The sequence below is a fragment of the Fictibacillus sp. FJAT-27399 genome, assembly GCF_001510655.1.
GTDB lineage: Bacteria > Bacillota > Bacilli > Bacillales > Fictibacillaceae > Fictibacillus_C > Fictibacillus_C marinisediminis.
In genome coordinates, this window is the sequence record NZ_LMVC01000001.1 from 448,650 (window position 1) to 467,286 (window position 18,637).

Annotated in this window: 21 protein-coding genes; 20 read left to right on the plus strand and 1 reads right to left on the minus strand. The window is 45.2% G+C overall.

Annotated elements, in window-relative coordinates:
- Window positions 1-44: 44 nt before the first annotated feature.
- From fapR to rnc, 6 genes are all read left to right on the plus strand, one after another.
- Window positions 45-623 (plus strand): transcription factor FapR, encoded by a 579-nt coding sequence (gene fapR / locus AR335_RS02320; protein ID WP_053358278.1) that lies wholly within the window; start codon window positions 45-47, stop codon window positions 621-623.
- On the plus strand, window positions 620-1,630 hold the full coding sequence (gene plsX / locus AR335_RS02325; protein WP_062231702.1) for a phosphate acyltransferase PlsX: 1,011 nt from the start codon (window positions 620-622) through the stop codon (window positions 1,628-1,630). The genes fapR and plsX overlap by 4 nt, the downstream gene beginning before the upstream one ends.
- Window positions 1,630-2,568 carry an ACP S-malonyltransferase gene (fabD, locus tag AR335_RS02330; RefSeq protein ID WP_062231704.1) on the plus strand — a complete coding sequence of 313 codons (939 nt, stop codon included), beginning with the start codon at window positions 1,630-1,632 and terminating at the stop codon, window positions 2,566-2,568. The genes plsX and fabD overlap by 1 nt, the downstream gene beginning before the upstream one ends.
- Before the next feature lie 5 nt (window positions 2,569-2,573).
- Window positions 2,574-3,314 carry a 3-oxoacyl-[acyl-carrier-protein] reductase gene (gene fabG / locus AR335_RS02335; protein WP_062231705.1) on the plus strand — a complete coding sequence of 247 codons (741 nt, stop codon included), beginning with the start codon at window positions 2,574-2,576 and terminating at the stop codon, window positions 3,312-3,314.
- Window positions 3,315-3,667: 353 nt separating this feature from the next.
- Window positions 3,668-3,904 carry an acyl carrier protein gene (gene acpP / locus AR335_RS02340; RefSeq protein WP_053354523.1) on the plus strand — a complete coding sequence of 79 codons (237 nt, stop codon included), beginning with the start codon at window positions 3,668-3,670 and terminating at the stop codon, window positions 3,902-3,904.
- A gap of 100 nt (window positions 3,905-4,004) precedes the next feature.
- A complete protein-coding gene (gene rnc, locus AR335_RS02345; protein ID WP_082683319.1) occupies window positions 4,005-4,790 on the plus strand; it encodes a ribonuclease III in 786 nt (261 codons plus the stop codon).
- 50 nt (window positions 4,791-4,840) lie between these two features.
- On the opposite strand, the gene AR335_RS02350 is transcribed toward rnc, so the two are convergent.
- Window positions 4,841-5,065, minus strand: a complete 225-nt coding sequence (locus AR335_RS02350) for a DUF1128 domain-containing protein (protein ID WP_053354522.1) — start codon at window positions 5,063-5,065, stop codon at window positions 4,841-4,843.
- Window positions 5,066-5,175: 110 nt separating this feature from the next.
- Between AR335_RS02350 and smc the strand changes: the two genes are divergently transcribed.
- The 14 genes from smc to AR335_RS02420 all read left to right on the plus strand — a co-directional run bounded on the left by smc (window position 5,176) and on the right by AR335_RS02420 (window position 18,581).
- Window positions 5,176-8,745 carry a chromosome segregation protein SMC gene (smc, locus tag AR335_RS02355; RefSeq protein WP_062231708.1) on the plus strand — a complete coding sequence of 1,190 codons (3,570 nt, stop codon included), beginning with the start codon at window positions 5,176-5,178 and terminating at the stop codon, window positions 8,743-8,745.
- A gap of 31 nt (window positions 8,746-8,776) precedes the next feature.
- Window positions 8,777-9,763 carry a signal recognition particle-docking protein FtsY gene (ftsY, locus tag AR335_RS02360; protein WP_062231709.1) on the plus strand — a complete coding sequence of 329 codons (987 nt, stop codon included), beginning with the start codon at window positions 8,777-8,779 and terminating at the stop codon, window positions 9,761-9,763.
- A gap of 434 nt (window positions 9,764-10,197) precedes the next feature.
- Window positions 10,198-10,521 carry a putative DNA-binding protein gene (locus tag AR335_RS02365; RefSeq protein WP_062231712.1) on the plus strand — a complete coding sequence of 108 codons (324 nt, stop codon included), beginning with the start codon at window positions 10,198-10,200 and terminating at the stop codon, window positions 10,519-10,521.
- A 14-nt stretch (window positions 10,522-10,535) separates the two neighbouring features.
- On the plus strand, window positions 10,536-11,879 hold the full coding sequence (gene ffh, locus AR335_RS02370; protein ID WP_053354518.1) for a signal recognition particle protein: 1,344 nt from the start codon (window positions 10,536-10,538) through the stop codon (window positions 11,877-11,879).
- An 87-nt stretch (window positions 11,880-11,966) separates the two neighbouring features.
- Window positions 11,967-12,239: a 30S ribosomal protein S16 gene (gene rpsP / locus AR335_RS02375; RefSeq protein WP_053354517.1), complete on the plus strand. Its 273-nt coding sequence runs from the start codon at window positions 11,967-11,969 to the stop codon at window positions 12,237-12,239.
- Between the two features lie 14 nt (window positions 12,240-12,253).
- A complete protein-coding gene (locus AR335_RS02380) occupies window positions 12,254-12,481 on the plus strand; it encodes a KH domain-containing protein (protein WP_053358276.1) in 228 nt (75 codons plus the stop codon).
- 156 nt (window positions 12,482-12,637) lie between these two features.
- Window positions 12,638-13,156, plus strand: coding sequence for a ribosome maturation factor RimM (gene rimM, locus AR335_RS02385; protein ID WP_062231714.1), 519 nt, complete (start codon window positions 12,638-12,640; stop codon window positions 13,154-13,156).
- A 1-nt stretch (window position 13,157) separates the two neighbouring features.
- The gene (gene trmD, locus AR335_RS02390; RefSeq protein ID WP_062231717.1) at window positions 13,158-13,895 is read left to right on the plus strand and encodes a tRNA (guanosine(37)-N1)-methyltransferase TrmD; all 738 of its coding nucleotides are present in this window, start codon (window positions 13,158-13,160) and stop codon (window positions 13,893-13,895) included.
- A 129-nt stretch (window positions 13,896-14,024) separates the two neighbouring features.
- Window positions 14,025-14,369 (plus strand): 50S ribosomal protein L19, encoded by a 345-nt coding sequence (gene rplS, locus AR335_RS02395; protein ID WP_007202524.1) that lies wholly within the window; start codon window positions 14,025-14,027, stop codon window positions 14,367-14,369.
- Window positions 14,370-14,461: 92 nt separating this feature from the next.
- Window positions 14,462-15,001: a signal peptidase I gene (lepB, locus tag AR335_RS02400; protein ID WP_053354514.1), complete on the plus strand. Its 540-nt coding sequence runs from the start codon at window positions 14,462-14,464 to the stop codon at window positions 14,999-15,001.
- 8 nt (window positions 15,002-15,009) lie between these two features.
- Window positions 15,010-15,870 carry a ribosome biogenesis GTPase YlqF gene (ylqF, locus tag AR335_RS02405; protein ID WP_053354513.1) on the plus strand — a complete coding sequence of 287 codons (861 nt, stop codon included), beginning with the start codon at window positions 15,010-15,012 and terminating at the stop codon, window positions 15,868-15,870.
- A 95-nt stretch (window positions 15,871-15,965) separates the two neighbouring features.
- Window positions 15,966-16,745 (plus strand): ribonuclease HII, encoded by a 780-nt coding sequence (locus tag AR335_RS02410; RefSeq protein ID WP_062231719.1) that lies wholly within the window; start codon window positions 15,966-15,968, stop codon window positions 16,743-16,745.
- 19 nt (window positions 16,746-16,764) lie between these two features.
- Window positions 16,765-18,315 (plus strand): hypothetical protein, encoded by a 1,551-nt coding sequence (locus AR335_RS02415; protein ID WP_062231721.1) that lies wholly within the window; start codon window positions 16,765-16,767, stop codon window positions 18,313-18,315.
- Window positions 18,312-18,581 carry an EscU/YscU/HrcU family type III secretion system export apparatus switch protein gene (locus tag AR335_RS02420; RefSeq protein ID WP_062231723.1) on the plus strand — a complete coding sequence of 90 codons (270 nt, stop codon included), beginning with the start codon at window positions 18,312-18,314 and terminating at the stop codon, window positions 18,579-18,581. The genes AR335_RS02415 and AR335_RS02420 overlap by 4 nt, the downstream gene beginning before the upstream one ends.
- Window positions 18,582-18,637: the final 56 nt, after the last annotated feature.

Below are 18,637 nucleotides of genomic sequence, written 5' to 3' on the forward strand. Positions count from 1 at the left end.
CCATAGAGGCTGATGCTTAAATGGCATATCTGGATGGTGTATACATGAAAAGAACGAAAAAAGAACGACAGGCTTTGCTGAAAGCTACGATTGAAAGGACGCCATTTATTACGGATGAAGAACTGGCGGATATATTCACTGTCAGTGTCCAGACCATAAGGCTTGACCGTCTTGAACTTTCGATCCCGGAACTAAGGGAACGGATCAAAAACGTTGCACAGCAGCAGCTGGATACCGTTAAAGCCCTTCCGCTCGAGGAAGTAATCGGCGAAATTATTGATCTCCAGCTGGACGAAGCAGCGATATCCATATTGGACATAAAGAGTGAACATGTGTTTTCCCGGACAAAAATAGCAAGGGGGCATCATCTGTTTGCACAGGCAAACTCACTTGCCGTAGCCATTATAAACGATGATCTGGCCCTTACTTCAAAGGCAAAGATCCGTTTTACCCGGCAAGTAAAAGAAGGGGAGCGAGTTGTTGCCAAGGCAAGGGTGAGCAGCATTGAAGGCTACCGGACGACAGTGGAAGTTACGAGCTATGTAGATAAAGAGGCTGTTTTTTCCGGGGAGTTCATCATGTTCCGTTCAACTGGAGAAGGAAGGGAAGGGAGTAAGACATGAGAATTGCCATCGATGCAATGGGAGGCGACAATGCTCCGGAAGCTCAGGTTAAAGGAGCTTTAAAAGCACTTTCTGCCTTTGATGATCTTACAGTGATTTTAATTGGAGATGAAAAGAAAATCTCTCCTTATCTGACTTCTGCAAAAAACATTGAAGTCATTCACACGGAAGAAAAAATAGCAAGCGATGATGAACCTGTACGTGCAGTGCGGAAGAAAAAGAACGCTTCCATGGTTCTCGCCGCTAAAGAGGTAAAAGAGGGGCGGGCGGATGCCTGTATCTCAGCAGGGAATACTGGAGCACTTATGGCTTCTGGTCTGTTTAACGTCGGCAGGATCAGCGGTATTGACCGTCCGGCTCTATCTCCGACGCTTCCGACAGTAGACGGGAAGGGGTTTTTGCTCCTGGATGTAGGCGCCAATATGGATGCAAAACCTGAGCATCTGCTGCAGTACGCTATCATGGGAAGTACATATGCAGAGCAAGTAAGGGGAACGAGTTCTCCGAGAGTCGGTCTTTTGAATGTCGGCACGGAGGATGAAAAAGGGAATGCCTTAAGCAAAGCGGCCTTTCAGCTGCTGAAAGAAGCTCCCGTGAACTTTATCGGTAACGTTGAAGCGAGGGACCTCCTGAACGGAGCAGCTGATGTTGTCGTTTGCGATGGGTTTTCTGGAAATGTAGTGCTGAAAACGATAGAAGGTACCGCGCTGACAATGTTTTCCATGCTTAAACAGGAGCTTACAGCGACCGCTGTCAGCAAGATTGCAGCTGGAATTTTAAAACCCCGGCTTAAAGGCCTGAAGAACAAGCTGGACTATTCAGAGTATGGCGGAGCGGGATTATTTGGGCTTGCTGCACCGGTAGTAAAAGCCCATGGCTCTTCCGATGAGAACGCGATTTTTAATGCGGTAAGACAAACGAGAACGATGGTAGAGAAAAATGTTGTTCAAATCATAGCTGAAAAGATGAAAGAATTTGAAAGAGAAGAACAAAAGGGGGAAGAATAATGGGTAAAATTGCTTTTCTTTTTCCGGGACAGGGCTCCCAAAGAGTTGGAATGGCGCAAGAACTGGCACAAAATTTCGTAGAAGCCCGAACTATCTTTGATACCGCAGATGAAAAGCTCGGTATCTCTTTGTCTTCTATCATTTTTGAAGGGCCTGAAGAAGACTTAAAACGAACAGAAAACACACAGCCGGCCCTGCTGACTGCAAGTATTGCTGTTTTGGAAGTTTTTAAGAAATATGGGATCAAAGCTGACTATGCAGCCGGGCACAGTCTTGGAGAATATTCAGCTCTTGTGGCGGCAGGCAGCCTGTCGTTTGAAGATGCTGTATACGCGGTCAGACAGCGTGGCCTTTTTATGGAAGAAGCCGTGCCGACAGGAGTCGGTGCGATGTCTGCCATCCTGGGAATGAAACAGGAGGAACTTGAAGCCATTACAGAAAAGGTTACTGAGAACGGGCATGCTGTTCAGGTCGCTAATCTTAACTGTCCGGGGCAGATCGTTATTTCTGGTACTGCTCAGGGAGTTGCAGACGCTTCAAGCCTTGCGAAAGAAAACGGTGCAAAAGTAATCCCACTGCAAGTGAGCGGACCTTTCCATTCTTCCTTAATGGAGCCGGCAGCTGAGAAAATGCAGGATGTTCTTGGCTCGATTACGATTCAGGATGCAGAAATTCCGGTCCTTGCGAACGTCTCTGCCAAACCGGTAACAGATGCAGGAGAAATAAAAGAAAAGCTCGTCTTGCAAATCTACTCTCCGGTCAGATGGGAAGAGACCATTAATGAACTAATGGCTTTAGGTGTAGATACCTTTATCGAAATCGGACCAGGTAAAGTGCTGTCAGGCCTCGTGAAGAAAGTGAATCGCCGGGCAAATGTCATCGCCATCAGTGATGAAGCAACCATAAATGCAGCAGCGGAAAAGCTGAAGGGAGAGTAAAACTGATGTTAAAAGGAAAAACAGCTCTTGTTACAGGCGCATCCAGGGGAATCGGAAGGGCCATCGCGTTGGAACTGGCAAAAAACGGCGCTAAAGTGGCCGTAAACTATGCAGGCAGTGAAGCGAAGGCGCAGGAAGTCGTAGATGAGATAAGATCAATGGGCCAGGACGCTATCGCTGTACAAGCAAATGTGGCAGATAGTGAATCGGTATCAGCTATGGTTAAAACAGTTATTGAAGAGTTTGGTGCTCTGGACATTCTAGTGAATAACGCAGGTATTACGAGAGACAACCTGATCATGAGAATGAAAGAGGACGAGTGGGACGCTGTCCTTGACACCAACTTAAAAGGTGTATTCCTCTGCACAAAAGCCGTAACCCGCCAGATGATGAAGCAGAGAAAGGGGAGAATCATTAATATCTCCTCCATTGTCGGTGTATCCGGAAATCCTGGCCAGGCCAATTATGTTGCAGCCAAAGCAGGTGTTATCGGATTGACAAAATCGACGGCTAAAGAATTAGCCAGCAGAAATATTACGGTGAACGCAGTGGCTCCAGGATTCATTGATACGGATATGACACACGTTCTTGAAGAAAATGTAAAAGGTGAGATGCTGAAGGCAATACCGCTTGCCCGTTTTGGGGGCACGGAAGACATCTCCTCCCTCGTCACGTTCCTAGCAAGCGACTGCAGTTCCTATATTACTGGACAGACGATCCACGTCGATGGCGGAATGGTGATGTAAGAATAGCGAAAACTGGGAAGCCTAAGGAGAGCTTCTCAGTTTTTATGGATCCAGCTTCAGTGGCCAGAGACTCGAATGCTTCAGTCTCCCCCTCCAACACAAAGACCGTGTTGCTGTATGAGACTTCCGCCATTTTTCGTCTCTAAACAGGCCACTTCAGCATTTCTAAGGATCCAGCTTCAACGCCTAGAGACTCGAGTCACTTCACTCTCTCACCCCAACACAAAGACCGTGTTGAAGTTCTAGAGTTCCAGTGCTTTTCGTCTCTGATCGAGGCGTTTCAGCATTTCTATCTTTTCTATCTTTTTTTTTCTTATGAAATGGTATATATTATTGAAAGGAGGTGAATACACATGGCAGACGTATTAGAAAGAGTTTCAAAGATTATCGTAGATCGTCTTGGTGTAGACGCTGCTGAGGTTAAAACCGAAGCTTCTTTTAAAGAAGATCTAGGTGCTGATTCCTTGGATGTTGTTGAATTAGTTATGGAACTTGAGGACGAGTTTGATTTGGAAATTTCCGACGAGGATGCTGAAAAAATTACAACGGTTGGTGACGTTGTTAATTACATAAACAGCAACAACAACTAATTTTATGCTGAACAAAGTCCCGTAACAGATGGTGCGGGACTTTAAACCTGTTGGCAGAAGAATAATGCCGATACCCTCTAAGTGTTTGCAGGAGGCAATGATGAAAGGTTCAAAGAAACAGACATCAAATTTAAAGAAACATTCGAGACAGAGATTTAAGCATCAGGCAAGAAAACAGATGGATGAAAAGGTACGCAAACAAAAGGTAGCTCCCTTACAGGAACGAATTAATCTCTTCTTTGACAATGAAAAATTACTGGTTCAGGCATTTACCCATTCATCATATGTGAATGAGCATCGGGGACGTCCTTACGAAGACAACGAACGGCTTGAATTTTTAGGGGATGCAGTTCTTGAATTGACAATTTCTCAATTTCTTTACTCAAAGTTTTCGACTATGAGCGAAGGAGAGTTAACAAAATTAAGAGCAGCCATTGTCTGTGAGCCATCTCTCGTTATTTTGGCCAACGAGCTTCATTTTGGGGATTATGTTTTGCTGGGCAAAGGCGAAGAAAACACCGGCGGACGCACACGGCCGGCATTGCTCGCAGATGTGTTTGAAGCCTTTATCGGTGCACTGTACCTTGATAAAGGAATCGAAGCTGTTAAAGAATTTCTGGAAGTGAATGTTTTTCCCCGAATTAATGAAGGTGCTTTTTCTCATGTGATGGATTTTAAGAGCCAGCTTCAGGAATATGTTCAGCGAGAAGGTCTTGGAACGATTGATTATAAAATCATTCAGGAAAAAGGGCCGGCGCATAACCGGGAATTCGTATCTGAGGTAAAGTTAAATGAAGATACGTTCGGAGTCGGTTTTGGACGTTCTAAAAAAGAAGCAGAGCAGCATGCTGCACAGAAAGCGCTCGAGAAGATAATGAAACAATAAAAAAAACACCCTGCGAAAAGGGTGTTTTTCTTATGATTATGTATGAACGCTTACTTCTTTTTTAGGGAACCGAGCTCGGAGACGATGCCTTCCATATCTCGTACACTGAATCCAGGCATTTTCATTACCATATCATAAAGTTCTTTTATGTCATCATATTGGTCAACGGTGTAATCATCACCTTGGATCAGACCTGAGTTTACGAGCTGGAGCTTTTTTTTCAAGCCTTCTATCATAAACTCTATGTTCTCCTGGCTGGGAGTGGATAAGTTCATAGTAGCACCCTTTCTATCCTCAATATTACATAATTGTAGCATAAAAGAATCTATTTGTAAGTTGATCTATGGTAAAATAAATTAGTTAAGAATACATAAGGGGGATTAAGATGTTCCTCAAACGGTTAGATGTAGTAGGTTTTAAGTCTTTTGCGGATCGAATCAATATTGAATTTGTGCCTGGTGTGACTGCGGTCGTAGGGCCGAACGGCAGCGGTAAAAGCAACATTTCGGATGCCGTCCGCTGGGTGCTTGGTGAGCAATCGGCCAAATCGCTCCGCGGTTCAAAGATGGAAGATATCATCTTCGCTGGAAGCGATAACCGCAAGCCGCTGAACGTGGCCGAAGTAACGCTAACGCTTGATAATGAAGATCAGCATATACCGCTTGAATATAATGAAATCAGTGTCACCCGCCGAGTGTACCGTTCGGGCGACAGTGAATATTTGTTGAATAAACAGCAGTGCCGCCTGAAAGACATCGTGGATCTGTTCATGGATTCCGGTCTTGGCCGTGAAGCGTATTCGATTATCGGCCAAGGGAAGATCGAAGAGATCTTGAGCAGTAAGGCGGAAGACAGAAGAAAAATCTTTGAAGAGGCAGCCGGGGTCTTGAAATACAAAACCCGTAAACAAAAAGCAGAGCAAAAATTGCAGGAAACTCAGGAAAACCTGAACCGGGTGGAAGATATACTTTATGAACTAGAAGGACAAGTTGAGCCTTTAAAAATACAGGCCTCCATCGCCAAGGATTTTCTTGAGAAAAAAGAAGAACTTCAGCAGATCGAAGTGGCTTTGACGGTTTTTGAAATTGAAGAACTGCATGAAAAATGGGAAAAACAATCTACACTCGTAGAAGAACTCAAAAATAAAGATTTCGCACTATCATCGAAAGTGAAAAATGAAGAAGCATCACTCGAACGAGCCAGAGCCGACATACAGGCATTGGACGAATCCATAGACGAACTGCAGCAGTCGCTTCTCGTCGCGAGCGAAGAGCTTGAAAAGCTTGAAGGGAAACGCGAAGTCTTAAAAGAACGAAAGAAAAACTATCATCAGAATAAAGAGTCTCTCAAACAGCAGATTCAGACACTTAAGAAAAAAAGCGAGGAGCTCCAGGCTGCTTCTACAGAAGGGACCAAGATTTTTGGCGAACAGAAGAAGGAACTGCGTTCACTCCGCAGCCAACTGAAGGAAGAGGAGAACCGTCTTTCTATCATCGAGCTCGATCTTGAAGCAGAGCTGGAACGTTTAAAAAGTGACTACTTCGAGAACTTGAACAGCCAGGCTTCCATTAAGAATGAAATTCGTTATTTATCGGATCAGCAGAACCAGCAGCAGTTCAAGTCGAGCAGGCTGAATCAAGAACACGAGAAATATGTAGCTGAACGTGAAAGAGTCACCTCAGATAAAAAAGAATTGCTCGAGAAGGCTAAGGAAGCTGAGGAGAATATTCAGTCTCACTTAAAGCAGTATGCCGGATTAAAACAACAGCTTGAACAAAAAGAAAAAGAGAACGAAGAAATGCAAAGCAAGCTGTATCAAGCCTATCAGTTCATTCAGCAGTTCAAATCAAAAAAAGAATGGCTTGAATCCATGCAGGATGAGTACCAGGGATTTATGCAGGGTGTAAAAGAAGTCCTTAAAGCCAAAGGAACCGTACTGCAGGGCATTGAAGGTGCGGTCGCTGAACTCATCAGCGTACCGGCTGACATCGAGACAGCCATCGAAACGGCTCTCGGCGGATCCATGCAGCACGTTGTTACCCAAAGTGAAAAGGATGCCATTGCCGCTATCGCTTTTTTAAAGAAAAAAAGATTCGGGAGAGCTACGTTCCTCCCTCTATCTGTCATTAAGGGGCGTTTTATCTCACCGTCTGAAATCAGTTTGGTCGCTTCGCACTCTGCATATGTCGGAGTGGCTTCTCAGCTCGTAACTGGAGACAGCAAATACAAGACGATCATCGCCAACCTGCTTGGCAACATCGTGATCACTAAAACTATCGAGGGAGCGAACGAGATCGCCAAAACCCTCCGTTACAGGTATCGGATTGTTACCCTTGAAGGAGATGTAGTCAGTGCTGGCGGCTCCATGACGGGAGGAAGCGTCAAACAAAAGAATTCCTCGCTCCTTGGAAGACAGCGGGAACTGGACACGGTCACTGGAAAACTGGAGAAAATGGAACAGCAGACAGCTGTCATCGAAGAGCAGGTAAAGGACTCAAAAACAGCGATTACAGAGCTGAGATCTCAGCTCGAATCCTTCCGTGAAGAAGGAGAGAACAGCAGGCTAAAGGAGCAGTCTGTAAAAAGCAGACTGCGCGAAATTGAGATCGAAGAGAAAAACCTGAATGACCGCCTCTCTCTGTATGACCGGGAGAAGAATAACTATCATTCGGAACAAAGCACGATCGCTGAAAGGATTAAAGAACTTCAGATTTCATTAGAGAGAAATGTGAAAGACGCGAAATCGCTCGAGGATCAGATCGAACAGCTGGATGCCCGTAAGAAAGACCAGCAAACCTCGAAAGAAGAGATTCAGCAGTCAGCCACCGCTTTAAAAATCAAGATTGCAGAAAAAGACCAGCAAACGGCGAACCAGGAAGAGAAACTGGAGAGGATCCAGATGGAACTCCGAGAAGTGAACGATCAGCTTAAAGAGACTGAGCAGGATTTTTGGATGCTGGAAGAAGAGATGAACAGCAATTCATCAGGTGAAGAAATACTTGATGGACACATCGCCAAAAAAAGGCAAGACAAGAATTCTGTACTTCAGCTCATCTCTCAGCGCAGACAGGAAAGACTCACGGTGTACCAGCAAGTGGAGGGCCGGGACCGTGAACTGAAAGAATCAAAACGTATTCTTAAACAGCTGAACGATGCCCTCCGTACAGAAGAGGTGAGCATCAACAGGCTCGATGTTGAGCTCGACAACCGCCTCACCCATCTTCGGAAAGAATACGAGCTTTCCTTTGAAGGTGCGAAGGAACAATTCCAGCTGACCATGGAGGCAGCTGAGGCGAGGAAGAAAGTCAAATTAATCAAACTCGCAATAGAAGAACTCGGCATGGTGAACCTTGGTGCCATCGAAGAGTATGAACGCGTATCGCAGCGTTTTGATTTCCTGGCAGAACAAAGAGCGGATCTTGTAGAAGCAAAACAGACACTGCATGGAGTCATCGATGAGATGGACGAAGAAATGAAGAAGAGGTTCGAGGAGACGTTCACAAATATCCGCTCACATTTCGGCCAGATTTTCAAAGAGCTGTTTGGCGGAGGAAGGGCAGATTTATCTTTAACCAATCCGGAAAACCTGCTGACGACCGGCGTGGATATCCTTGCTCAGCCTCCAGGTAAAAAGCTGCAGCATCTTGCCCTATTGTCCGGCGGAGAGCGGGCGCTGACCGCTATTGCCCTGCTGTTTGCCATTTTGAAAGTCCGTCCTGTTCCTTTCTGCATCCTTGATGAGGTGGAAGCCGCACTGGATGATGCCAATGTCAGCCGCTATGCGAGCTATTTGCGAACGTTCAGCAATGAAACTCAGTTTATCGTCGTCACCCACCGTAAAGGAACGATGGAGGAAGCGGACGTGCTGTACGGCGTTACGATGCAGGAATCCGGGGTTTCCAAACTTGTTTCCGTCAAGCTGGAGGAATCAAGGGATCTCGTCGGGGCAAAGTAATGTATCATGTATGAATTTGAAGGAGGAACCTATGAGCTTCTTAAAACGACTAAAAGACAAATTCACTTCTCAAACAGACTCTGTATCTGAAAAATTCAAAAGCGGACTGGAAAAGACCCGAACTTCATTTTCGACAAAAGTCAATGACCTCGTTAACCGGTACAGAAAAGTTGATGAAGAATTTTTCGAGGAACTGGAAGAAATTTTGATCAGTGCCGATGTAGGCGTCCATACGGTTATGGATCTAATCGACAAATTAAAGGACATCGCGCGTACGAGAAACATCCAGGAAACAGAAGAACTGAAATTCGCGATCTCAGAAACACTCGCTGGAATGCTCCATAAAGGAGAACAGGACGGCTCACTGAACCTTCAAACAGAAGGCATGACGGTCATCCTTTTTGTCGGTGTAAACGGCGTAGGGAAAACGACGACGATCGGAAAACTTGCTCATCAGCTGAAACAACAAGGGAAAACCGTGATGCTTGCTGCCGGGGACACATTCCGCGCTGGAGCGATCGAGCAGCTTGAAGTCTGGGGGCAGCGTGCAGGCGTGGATGTTATCAAACATCAGGAAGGATCCGATCCTGCAGCCGTTATTTTTGACAGCGTTAAAGCTGCCAAATCCAGAAACGTGGATGTTCTGCTGTGCGATACTGCAGGAAGGCTGCAGAACAAAGTTAATTTAATGAATGAGCTTGAAAAAGTGAAACGCGTTATCGAACGGGAAGTGCCGGGAGCACCGCATGAGGTATTGCTTGTCGTTGATGCGACGACTGGACAGAATGCGATGAGCCAGGCGAAGATATTCAGCCAGTCGACAAATGTTTCAGGTCTTGTACTTACTAAGCTCGATGGTACAGCCAAGGGCGGAATCGTTCTCGGCATCCGGAACGAACTTGATATCCCTGTGAAATTTGTCGGCCTAGGTGAAAAAATCGACGACCTGCAGGCATTTGATCCTGATCAGTTTGTCTACGGACTCTTTTCTGGATTGGAGGAAGAAAAAGCGGAGTAATCCGCTTTTCTTTTTTTGTATGAGGTTGGCTGAATGGAAGTGTTTCGGACAACTTCTCAGTATTTGCGGAGAGTGCTTTTCGTCCCTGAACAGGTATCTCAGCTTTTCTTGATCTAGCTTCGACACCCAGGGACTGTATCACTTCGGTCTTTGTCAGAAAACAAAGTGCGTTTTATGCCAAAGACCTCCAGTGCTTGTCGTCCCTGAACAGGTATCTCAGCTTTTCTTGATCTAGCTTCGACACCCAGGGACTGTATCACTTCGGTCTTTGTCAGAAAACAAAGTGCGTTTTATGCCAAAGACCTCCAGTGCTTATCGTCCCTAAACAGGTATCTCAGCTTTTCTAATCTATCAAGAAAAAATCTTGACATTGTTTCTTCGACAGTGTACTATAATTTAACGTAAAGGCTTTTCACTTAACAAGGGGTGTTGGGATGCTGGATAAGACGATGAGAATTAATTATCTTTATGACTTTTATCAGTCCTTGCTGACACCGAAGCAAAAGAATTACATGGCTTTTTATTATCTGGATGACTTTTCCCTTGGAGAAATCGCTGAACAATATAATGTAAGCCGCCAGGCCGTTTATGATAATATAAAACGGACCGAGGCGATGCTTGAAGAATACGAGGAAAAACTCGGTTTATTTGCGAAATTTCAGGAACGCGATCAGTTACTTTCCAGATTAAAAGAACTGCTCGGAAATTCGTCTGATAAAGTTCTTGAGATCATTGATCGCCTTGAAAACATGGAATAGGAGGCGACAATACTATGGCATTTGAAGGATTAGCCGACCGGCTTCAAAACACCTTGCAGAAAATCCGGGGCAAGGGTAAGGTAACAGAAGCTGATGTTAAAGAAATGATGCGTGAAGTCAGGCTTGCACTATTGGAAGCCGATGTTAACTTCCGGGTAGTAAAAGATTTTATCAAGCGAGTGACAGAACGTTCCATAGGTCAGGAAGTGCTGAAGAGTCTTACTCCAGGCCAGCAGGTTGTTAAAGTCGTTCACGAAGAGCTCACTGCTCTATTGGGCGGAGAACAAAGCAAGATCGCTGTCAACAACCGGCCGCCAACCGTCATTATGATGGTCGGGCTGCAAGGGGCAGGGAAAACGACGACAACCGGGAAGCTTGCGAATCATCTTCGCAAGAAGCATAACCGCAATCCTCTTCTGGTGGCTGCCGATATCTATCGTCCTGCAGCGATTCAGCAAATCGAAACACTTGGCAAACAGCTGAGTCTTCCTGTTTTCTCAATGGGGGACAAAGTGAGCCCGGTTGAGATCACAAAACAGGCACTGGCTAAGGCAAAGGAAGAGCATCATGATTATGTTCTCATCGATACGGCAGGACGCCTTCACATTGATGAAGAACTGATGGATGAGCTTCAAAAGGTCAAAGAACTGGCAAATCCCAATGAAATTTTCCTTGTCGTTGATGCCATGACCGGGCAAGACGCCGTTAATGTTGCCGAGAGCTTTAATGAGCAGCTTGGATTAACCGGTGTCGTACTGACCAAGCTTGATGGAGATACTCGCGGCGGTGCTGCACTTTCCATTAAAGCAGTGACAGATCTCCCGATTAAGTTTGTCGGTATGGGAGAAAAGATGGATGCGCTAGAACCGTTCCATCCAGACAGAATGTCCTCCAGGATTCTTGGAATGGGTGATGTGCTGACGCTTATTGAAAAAGCACAGACTAACGTTGACGAAGAAAAGGCAAAAGAACTGCAAAAGAAGATGCGGGACATGTCTTTTACTTTCGATGATTTCCTTGATCAGATGGGGCAGGTCAGAAATCTCGGCCCTCTTGATGAACTGCTTAGCATGATGCCGGGCGCGAACAAGATGAAGGGCTTGAAAAATGTCTCCATAGATGAGAAACAGATAGGCCATGTTGAGGCTATCATTCGATCGATGACCAAACTCGAAAGAGAACAGCCGGAGATCATCAACGCTTCAAGAAGAAAAAGGATTGCGAAAGGGAGCGGACGGACCGTACAGGAAGTAAACCGCCTCATCAAGCAGTTCGACGATATGAAGAAGATGATGAAACAAATGTCCGGTATGATGAAGGGCAAGAAAAAAGGCGGAATGAAATTTCCGTTTATGTAAAATGGATGAATTTTCTGGTTTACAAAGCTGGGAATTTATTATATTATATTGATTTGTGTGAACAATTTTCGGAGGTGTATTTTTACAATGGCAGTAAAAATTCGTTTAAAACGCATGGGGCAAAAGAAAGCTCCATTTTATCGGGTAGTAGTAGCAGATTCTCGCGCACCGCGTGATGGTCGCTTTATCGAAGAGATTGGCACTTACAATCCAGTTGTTAATCCTGCAGAAGTTAAAATCAACGAAGAGCAGGCTCTTAAATGGATGCTTGACGGCGCAAAGCCTTCAGACACTGTACGTAACCTTTTCTCTAACGCAGGGATCATGGAAAAGTTTCATAACGCTAAACTACAAAAATAATGGGTGATGATATGATGACAGAGTTAATCGAGACGATTGTTAAGGCTCTTGTTGATCATCCAGAAGAAGTCAGCGTGAAAGAGGTAGCTGATGGCGAAAAGCTTGTTTATCAATTAACCGTGCACAGCTCAGATATGGGCAAGGTGATCGGCAAACAAGGCCGGGTGGCAAAAGCGATCCGTACTGTTGTCAATGCTGCTGGAACAAGCCAGAACAAACGTATTTCACTAGAAATCGTATAGCCGGATTTGAATTCGGCGGCAAAGTTACTTCTTTAAGCTTGAAAAGGGATGAGGGCAGCCTCAGCCCTTTTTTGCACTTTTAAATGATTTTTGATTATAGATTCTAATCATTCAGCCCACACTGTATATAAGAAACGGGCACAAGGGTGGATACATATGTCGAAATGGTTAAACGTAGGAAAAATCGTTAATACACATGGTATACGAGGGGAAGTTCGGGTGATCTCCCGCACGGATTTTCCTGAAGAACGATATAAAATAGGAAACACACTTTATGTGGATTTCGAAGACGGGAGCAGCCTGATACCGGTTGTCATAGCCGCGCACAGGGTTCACAAACAGTTCGACCTTTTGCAGTTTGAAGAACATCCGAACATTAACGACGTTGAAAAGTATAAAGGTCATCTCCTGAAAACGCCTGCGGACGATTCCGTTGAACTTGATGAGGGGGAATTCTTCTATCATGATATCATCGGCTGCACGGTGATAACGGTAGAAGGCGAAGAACTCGGAAAGGTAAAAGAAATTCTCTCTCCGGGAGCAAATGACGTATGGGTCGTGAAACGAAAAAACTTCGGGCCTGATATCCTGGTTCCTTACATTCCTCCAGTTGTAAAAAAGGTGGATATCGAAAACAAACAAATCACGATTCATCTGATGGATGGTCTGATTTAACATGAAGATTGATGTCTTATCGCTGTTTCCTGAGATGTTTACCGGTGTATTCGGTTCATCTATCCTCAAAAAGTCACAGGAAAAGGGTCTCGTCCAGTTTCATGTGACCGATTTTAGAGAGTATACAGAAAATAAACACCGGCGTGTTGATGATTACCCCTATGGCGGCGGAGCAGGCATGGTCCTGACACCCCAGCCTCTGTTTGACGCTGTAGAAGCCTTGAAGCGGGAGAAAGATACTCAGCTGCCGAGGGTCATCCTTCTCTGTCCGCAGGGAGAGCGCTACAGCCAGCGAAAAGCGGAGGAGCTTTCGAAAGAATCGCACTTGATTTTTGTCTGCGGACACTATGAAGGATATGATGAACGCATCCGGGAAAATTTAGTGACAGATGAGATCTCGATCGGCGATTTTGTTCTCACTGGCGGTGAACTCGGCGCGATGGTCGTTATCGATAGTGTGACGAGGCTTCTCCCTGGTGCTCTCGGCAATGAAGAGTCACCGTTAAAGGACTCGTTCAGCAGCGGAATGCTCGAGCATCCCCAATATACGAGACCCGCAGATTTCAGGGGGATGAAGGTGCCAGAGGTCCTATTGTCAGGGAATCATAAAAACATTGAAGAATGGCGTGCTAAAGAGTCGTTAAGACGCACGTGGAGAAGAAGGCCTGATCTTTTAGAAGGAATGGACTTAACCCCTCAAGAGAAAAAATGGCTTGAAGAGGTTAAAAAAGAGGACTAAATTTTATGGAACTACTTGCCTCTGTCTCCCTCCTATGGTAAGATAAATCTCGTGGCTTAGGCCAGTATTAAGGTGTTCCGCTGCTGAAGAAAACGAGGCAAGAACATCTGTCGGAAGGAGGCAATAACTATGCAACAGATTATTGCAGAGCTTGCTAAAGAGCAACTAAAATCGGATCTACCTAAGTTCCGTTCTGGTGATACTGTTCGTGTTCACGTTAAAGTTGTCGAGGGAACTCGCGAACGTATCCAGCTTTTCGAAGGCGTTGTAATCAAAAAGCGCGGAACTGGAATAAGCGAAACATTCACTGTTCGTAAGATTTCTTACGGTGTTGGTGTAGAGCGTGTATTCCCTTTACATTCACCTAAAATCGCGAACCTTGAAGTCGTTCGACGCGGTAAAGTTCGTCGTGCTAAGCTTTACTACTTGCGTGCACTTCGCGGTAAAGCAGCGCGTATTAAAGAGATTCGCTAATTACACACAAAAGGAGCTTGACTCATCTCAAGCTCCTTTTTACATATTTAAAATAATGTGAAAAAAAATTAAGTTGAATGTGAGGATGAAGTATGGCACGTCAGAAAAAAGAATCTTGGGAATGGTTAAAAGCATTGGCAGTGGCCTTGATTCTCGCCGGAGCAATTCGTTACTTTTTATTCGCTCCGATCGTGGTTGATGGCGAGTCCATGATGCCTACCTTGCACAACAGGGATCGGCTTGTTGTTAATAAAATGGATAAACCGGAACGATTTGATATCGTCGTGTTCAAGGCAACAGAAACGAAGGATTACATTAAACGGGTCATCGGCCTTCCGGGCGACAAGATTGAATACAAAAACGATACTCTGTATGTAAACGGCAAACCTCTAAAGGAAAAATATTTGGATCCGTATAAGAAACAGACGAAAGATGGAAACTTAACCTATGATTTCACTCTGTATGAAGTGACAGGAAAACAGACTGTTCCCAAGGGGAAAGTTTTTGTGCTAGGAGATAACAGAAGACACAGCAGTGACAGCCGGAATATCGGCACTGTAGACATGGATGATATTATCGGCAAAGCCAGCGTGAAATTCTGGCCGATTAATGATATAGGTGTAGTAAAGTAGGTGAAGGAATGACCATCCAATGGTTTCCTGGCCATATGGCAAAAGCCAGGCGAGAAATTACAGAAAAACTTAAACTGATCGATGTTGTTTTTGAATTGGTAGATGCGAGAGTGCCCCTTGCCTCCCGCAATCCGATGATTGACGAGATTACAGCCGGAAAACCGCGGCTGCTGTTATTAAACAAGGCGGATATGGCGGATCCGGAGGTTACAAAACTTTGGTCGGACTATTTCGAGCAGAAAGGCCTCCCTGTTCTTGTGATTAATTCTAAAACGGGCCAGGGCATTAATCGTATTGAGGCAAAAGCAAAAGAACTGGTCAAGGAAAAATTCGATAAGATGAGAGCCAAAGGCATCGTTAAGCCAAGAGCTGTCCGAGCGTTGATCCTTGGAATTCCCAATGTTGGAAAATCCACGCTCATCAACCGGATGGCAGGAAAAAACATTGCGGTCACCGGTGATAAACCGGGTGTCACCAAAAAACAGCAATGGATTAAAGTGGGTTCAGCACTGGAATTACTCGATACACCGGGTATTCTTTGGCCGAAATTTGAGGATCCATCCATTGGGCTGAAGCTGGCTGTAACAGGAGCCATCAAAGAAACACTTCTTGATTTTTCGGAGATTGTTCTGTTTGCGCTTAAGTATTTTAAGGATCACTATCCTGCCCGGCTGCAGGAACGATACAATCTTGAGTCAATTCCAGAAGACCCGATCGTCCTTTTTGATGAGATTGGAAAAAAACGCGGTTGTTTGATGAGCGGCGGCTATATCGATTATGAGAAGACAGCAGAAATAGTGCTGCGCGACATACGTTCTGAAAAATTAGGCAGATTGTCGTATGAAAGACCAAAAGATTTTATCCAGTAGGCACGCACAAGCGTGCCTATTTTCTTTATAATAAACCTGAACTGCTAAATGATTAATTCATGATGGCCGATATACATAGAAAGCGAAGGTTGACGATGAAACTTACGATCAAGGAAATTGAAGAAAGAATCCATGCGCTTAAAGAAGAAAAAAATGAACTTGATGCTTTTATAGATGAACTTCAGAGTGATGAACGTTCCGGAGTTAAGAAAATCATTTTGAGACATGAAAAAGCACTGGAATCTGCCCGGCTGCTCAAGGATCACTATGAACAGATGATGGTGTTTGAGAAGGAGTGGACCAGTAAAGGAAAGCATGTAATCGCAGGGGTTGATGAAGTGGGAAGAGGCCCTCTTGCAGGCCCTGTGATTGCAGCTGCAGCCATTTTAAAACCAGGCACATACATACCAGGATTGAATGATTCAAAAATGCTCAGTGAATCGCGGCGTGAAGAATTATTTGGAGAAATCATGAAAAACGCGGTTTCGATCGGCATCGGTCTGGTGACCGCACAGGAAATTGATGAAATTAATATCTATCAAGCTTCCAAGAAAGCGATGGTAAAAGCAGTCGGAGCTATGAAGGAGCAGCCTGATCATCTGCTGATTGATGCGATGGAACTTCCCCTTGCTGTTACCCAGTCCAAAATCATCAAAGGGGACGCAAAAAGTGTTTCTATTGCGGCCGCATCCATCATTGCAAAGGTGACTAGAGACCGGTATATGAAGAAGCTGCACAGGAACCACCCTCAATATCATTTTAATAAAAACATGGGCTATGGCACGAAGGAGCACCTTGAAGCATTGGAAAGATTCGGTCCAGTTGAGGAACACCGCCGATCCTTTTCTCCTGTACTGCAAGGTTCACTGCTTTAAGCTTAAGGAGGAGCAGTTTATGAGAGTAGAAAACGGGGAGCTCCTTTCCCTGCTTGGAACCTTCAAGAACAGATCCGCATTGGTGCAAGGACAGCTGACGGCAGCAAAGGTATTGCAAATATTGCCAGGAAACGTGGCGAAATTGTCTCTGCAGGGAGAGGTTAGGACAGCTTTGCTGGAAACCGCCCTTCAAGCAGGAGAAAGCTATTGGTTTGAAGTCAGTCAAACCGAACCCCTGGCGTTAAAGAAACTGGAAGCCATAAAAGGCGGTAAAATGAATTCTGCAGAATTTGTGGCAGCACAGCTCGGATCTCCTAAAGATCCTGCAGCAAGAATGGCCGCTCAGTTTTTGCTGACTTCCAAACTGCCTGCTACAAATGAACAGCTGGCAACAGTTGCGGATTTGTTTCGAATTTCACAGAACAATGAACCGAAAACAGCAGAAATTCTTCACCAGATGACGAACCGAGATATTCCATTGACAGAAGGTACGTTCAGGGCCATGGAAGCTTATGAAAAAACAGGCCCGCTGCGGACAGAGCTGTTGAGGCTCCTGAATATGATCGATAATCACCAACCTGCCAGACTGTTAAACGAGCTGAAGCAAGCGTTAAACGGTGTATTAAAAGGTTCTGTGGCTGTATCACTGGAAGAGCCGGCAGCAGCGATTCTCAATGCCTTAGTAAGCGAAAAACAGCCAAAAACAGCCGGGCAGCTAGAATATATACTAAAAAAAGCCGGGTGGCTGGATCCTGCCAGGACATTGGAGGAAATCAAAGCCGGCAGCACGTCAAAAGGAAACGGAACAGCAGCCAACGTTGATATGGAGAAATTTTTCTCAAAGCAGGGTGTAAGCCGGGAACAAGCGATGACCCAGCTTTTGAAGCTTCTGCCTGAACTTCCTGAAGAAGATCGTGCTTTCGTTCAATCCTTACTTTTATCCGACCACAGCAAAGACAGGCTGTCGGCAGCCATTAAGAAGCAGGTTGACCATCTTGGCCTGTTTCATGAAGCAAGGTTGCAATCCTTACAGTCTCAGAAAGAAGCAGTGAACAAAAGTGTAAAGTCACTCCTTCTTCAAGTACTTGAGAGTAACGAGACGATGACAGCAGCGTTCAGAACACAGGCTGAAAAGGTACTGCATAAGATAACCGGGCTTCAGCTGAACATGCTCCAAAGCCAGGAGAACGTTCAACAAGTCCTGCTTCAGCTTCCGATGATGTTAGGCATACAGGCGGCTGACCTTACCGTGAGATGGGAAGGAAAAAAGACAGAAACTGGTGAAATCGACAGTGATTTTTGCCGAATTCTCTTTATTTTACAGCTTGAAAATATGAAAGAAACAACAGTAGGAGTAACGATTCAGAACCGCATCCTCTCCCTGCAGATCTGGAACGGCCAGGAGAAAGCCAACAAGATACCTCAGGACCGTATCGAGATGCTTCGGGAGTCTCTCAAACAAATCGATTACCACTTATCAGGGGTTATGATAATGGGCGGAGGCAAGGAGCGGCCAGCACTGGCTAAAAGCGCTCCTGAGCCTATGAAGGGAGTTGATCTGCGAATATGAATAAAGAGAAAACACTACCTCGTGCCGCTGCCCTTTCCTATCATGAGAATATGGCGGCGCCCAAGCTGACAGCAAAAGGAACGGGAAAAACAGCAGAAAAAATTTTATCGGTGGCCCAGGAAAACAATATTCCCATCCAGAAGGATCCCTCCCTTGTGGCACTTCTTTCACAGCTGGAGATCAATGAAAAAATCCCACAAGAACTCTATGAAGTGGTCGCAGAAGTATTTGCGTTCATCTACCAAGTGGATCTGGGACAGCATTGACAGGAGACGATATTTTTAGTGTGATTGGGCATCCTATACTAAAAAAGGAGGCGTCC

Bases quoted from the DNA above. Each gene is read 5' to 3' on its own strand.
- acpP (WP_053354523.1), top strand. From the start codon at position 3,668: ATGGCAGACGTATTAGAAAGAGTTTCAAAGATTATCGTAGATCGTCTT.
- smc (WP_062231708.1), top strand. From the start codon at position 5,176: ATGTTCCTCAAACGGTTAGATGTAGTAGGTTTTAAGTCTTTTGCGGAT.
- trmD (WP_062231717.1), top strand. From the start codon at position 13,158: ATGAAGATTGATGTCTTATCGCTGTTTCCTGAGATGTTTACCGGTGTA.
- AR335_RS02380 (WP_053358276.1), top strand. From the start codon at position 12,254: ATGACAGAGTTAATCGAGACGATTGTTAAGGCTCTTGTTGATCATCCA.
- AR335_RS02365 (WP_062231712.1), top strand. From the start codon at position 10,198: ATGCTGGATAAGACGATGAGAATTAATTATCTTTATGACTTTTATCAG.
- AR335_RS02420 (WP_062231723.1), top strand. From the start codon at position 18,312: ATGAATAAAGAGAAAACACTACCTCGTGCCGCTGCCCTTTCCTATCAT.
- fabD (WP_062231704.1), top strand. From the start codon at position 1,630: ATGGGTAAAATTGCTTTTCTTTTTCCGGGACAGGGCTCCCAAAGAGTT.
- plsX (WP_062231702.1), top strand. From the start codon at position 620: ATGAGAATTGCCATCGATGCAATGGGAGGCGACAATGCTCCGGAAGCT.
- rpsP (WP_053354517.1), top strand. From the start codon at position 11,967: ATGGCAGTAAAAATTCGTTTAAAACGCATGGGGCAAAAGAAAGCTCCA.
- rplS (WP_007202524.1), top strand. From the start codon at position 14,025: ATGCAACAGATTATTGCAGAGCTTGCTAAAGAGCAACTAAAATCGGAT.
- fabG (WP_062231705.1), top strand. From the start codon at position 2,574: ATGTTAAAAGGAAAAACAGCTCTTGTTACAGGCGCATCCAGGGGAATC.
- ffh (WP_053354518.1), top strand. From the start codon at position 10,536: ATGGCATTTGAAGGATTAGCCGACCGGCTTCAAAACACCTTGCAGAAA.
- AR335_RS02350 (WP_053354522.1), bottom strand. From the start codon at position 5,065: ATGAACTTATCCACTCCCAGCCAGGAGAACATAGAGTTTATGATAGAA.
- fapR (WP_053358278.1), top strand. From the start codon at position 45: ATGAAAAGAACGAAAAAAGAACGACAGGCTTTGCTGAAAGCTACGATT.
- ftsY (WP_062231709.1), top strand. From the start codon at position 8,777: ATGAGCTTCTTAAAACGACTAAAAGACAAATTCACTTCTCAAACAGAC.
- lepB (WP_053354514.1), top strand. From the start codon at position 14,462: ATGGCACGTCAGAAAAAAGAATCTTGGGAATGGTTAAAAGCATTGGCA.
- AR335_RS02415 (WP_062231721.1), top strand. From the start codon at position 16,765: ATGAGAGTAGAAAACGGGGAGCTCCTTTCCCTGCTTGGAACCTTCAAG.
- rnc (WP_082683319.1), top strand. From the start codon at position 4,005: ATGAAAGGTTCAAAGAAACAGACATCAAATTTAAAGAAACATTCGAGA.
- ylqF (WP_053354513.1), top strand. From the start codon at position 15,010: ATGACCATCCAATGGTTTCCTGGCCATATGGCAAAAGCCAGGCGAGAA.
- AR335_RS02410 (WP_062231719.1), top strand. From the start codon at position 15,966: ATGAAACTTACGATCAAGGAAATTGAAGAAAGAATCCATGCGCTTAAA.
- rimM (WP_062231714.1), top strand. From the start codon at position 12,638: ATGTCGAAATGGTTAAACGTAGGAAAAATCGTTAATACACATGGTATA.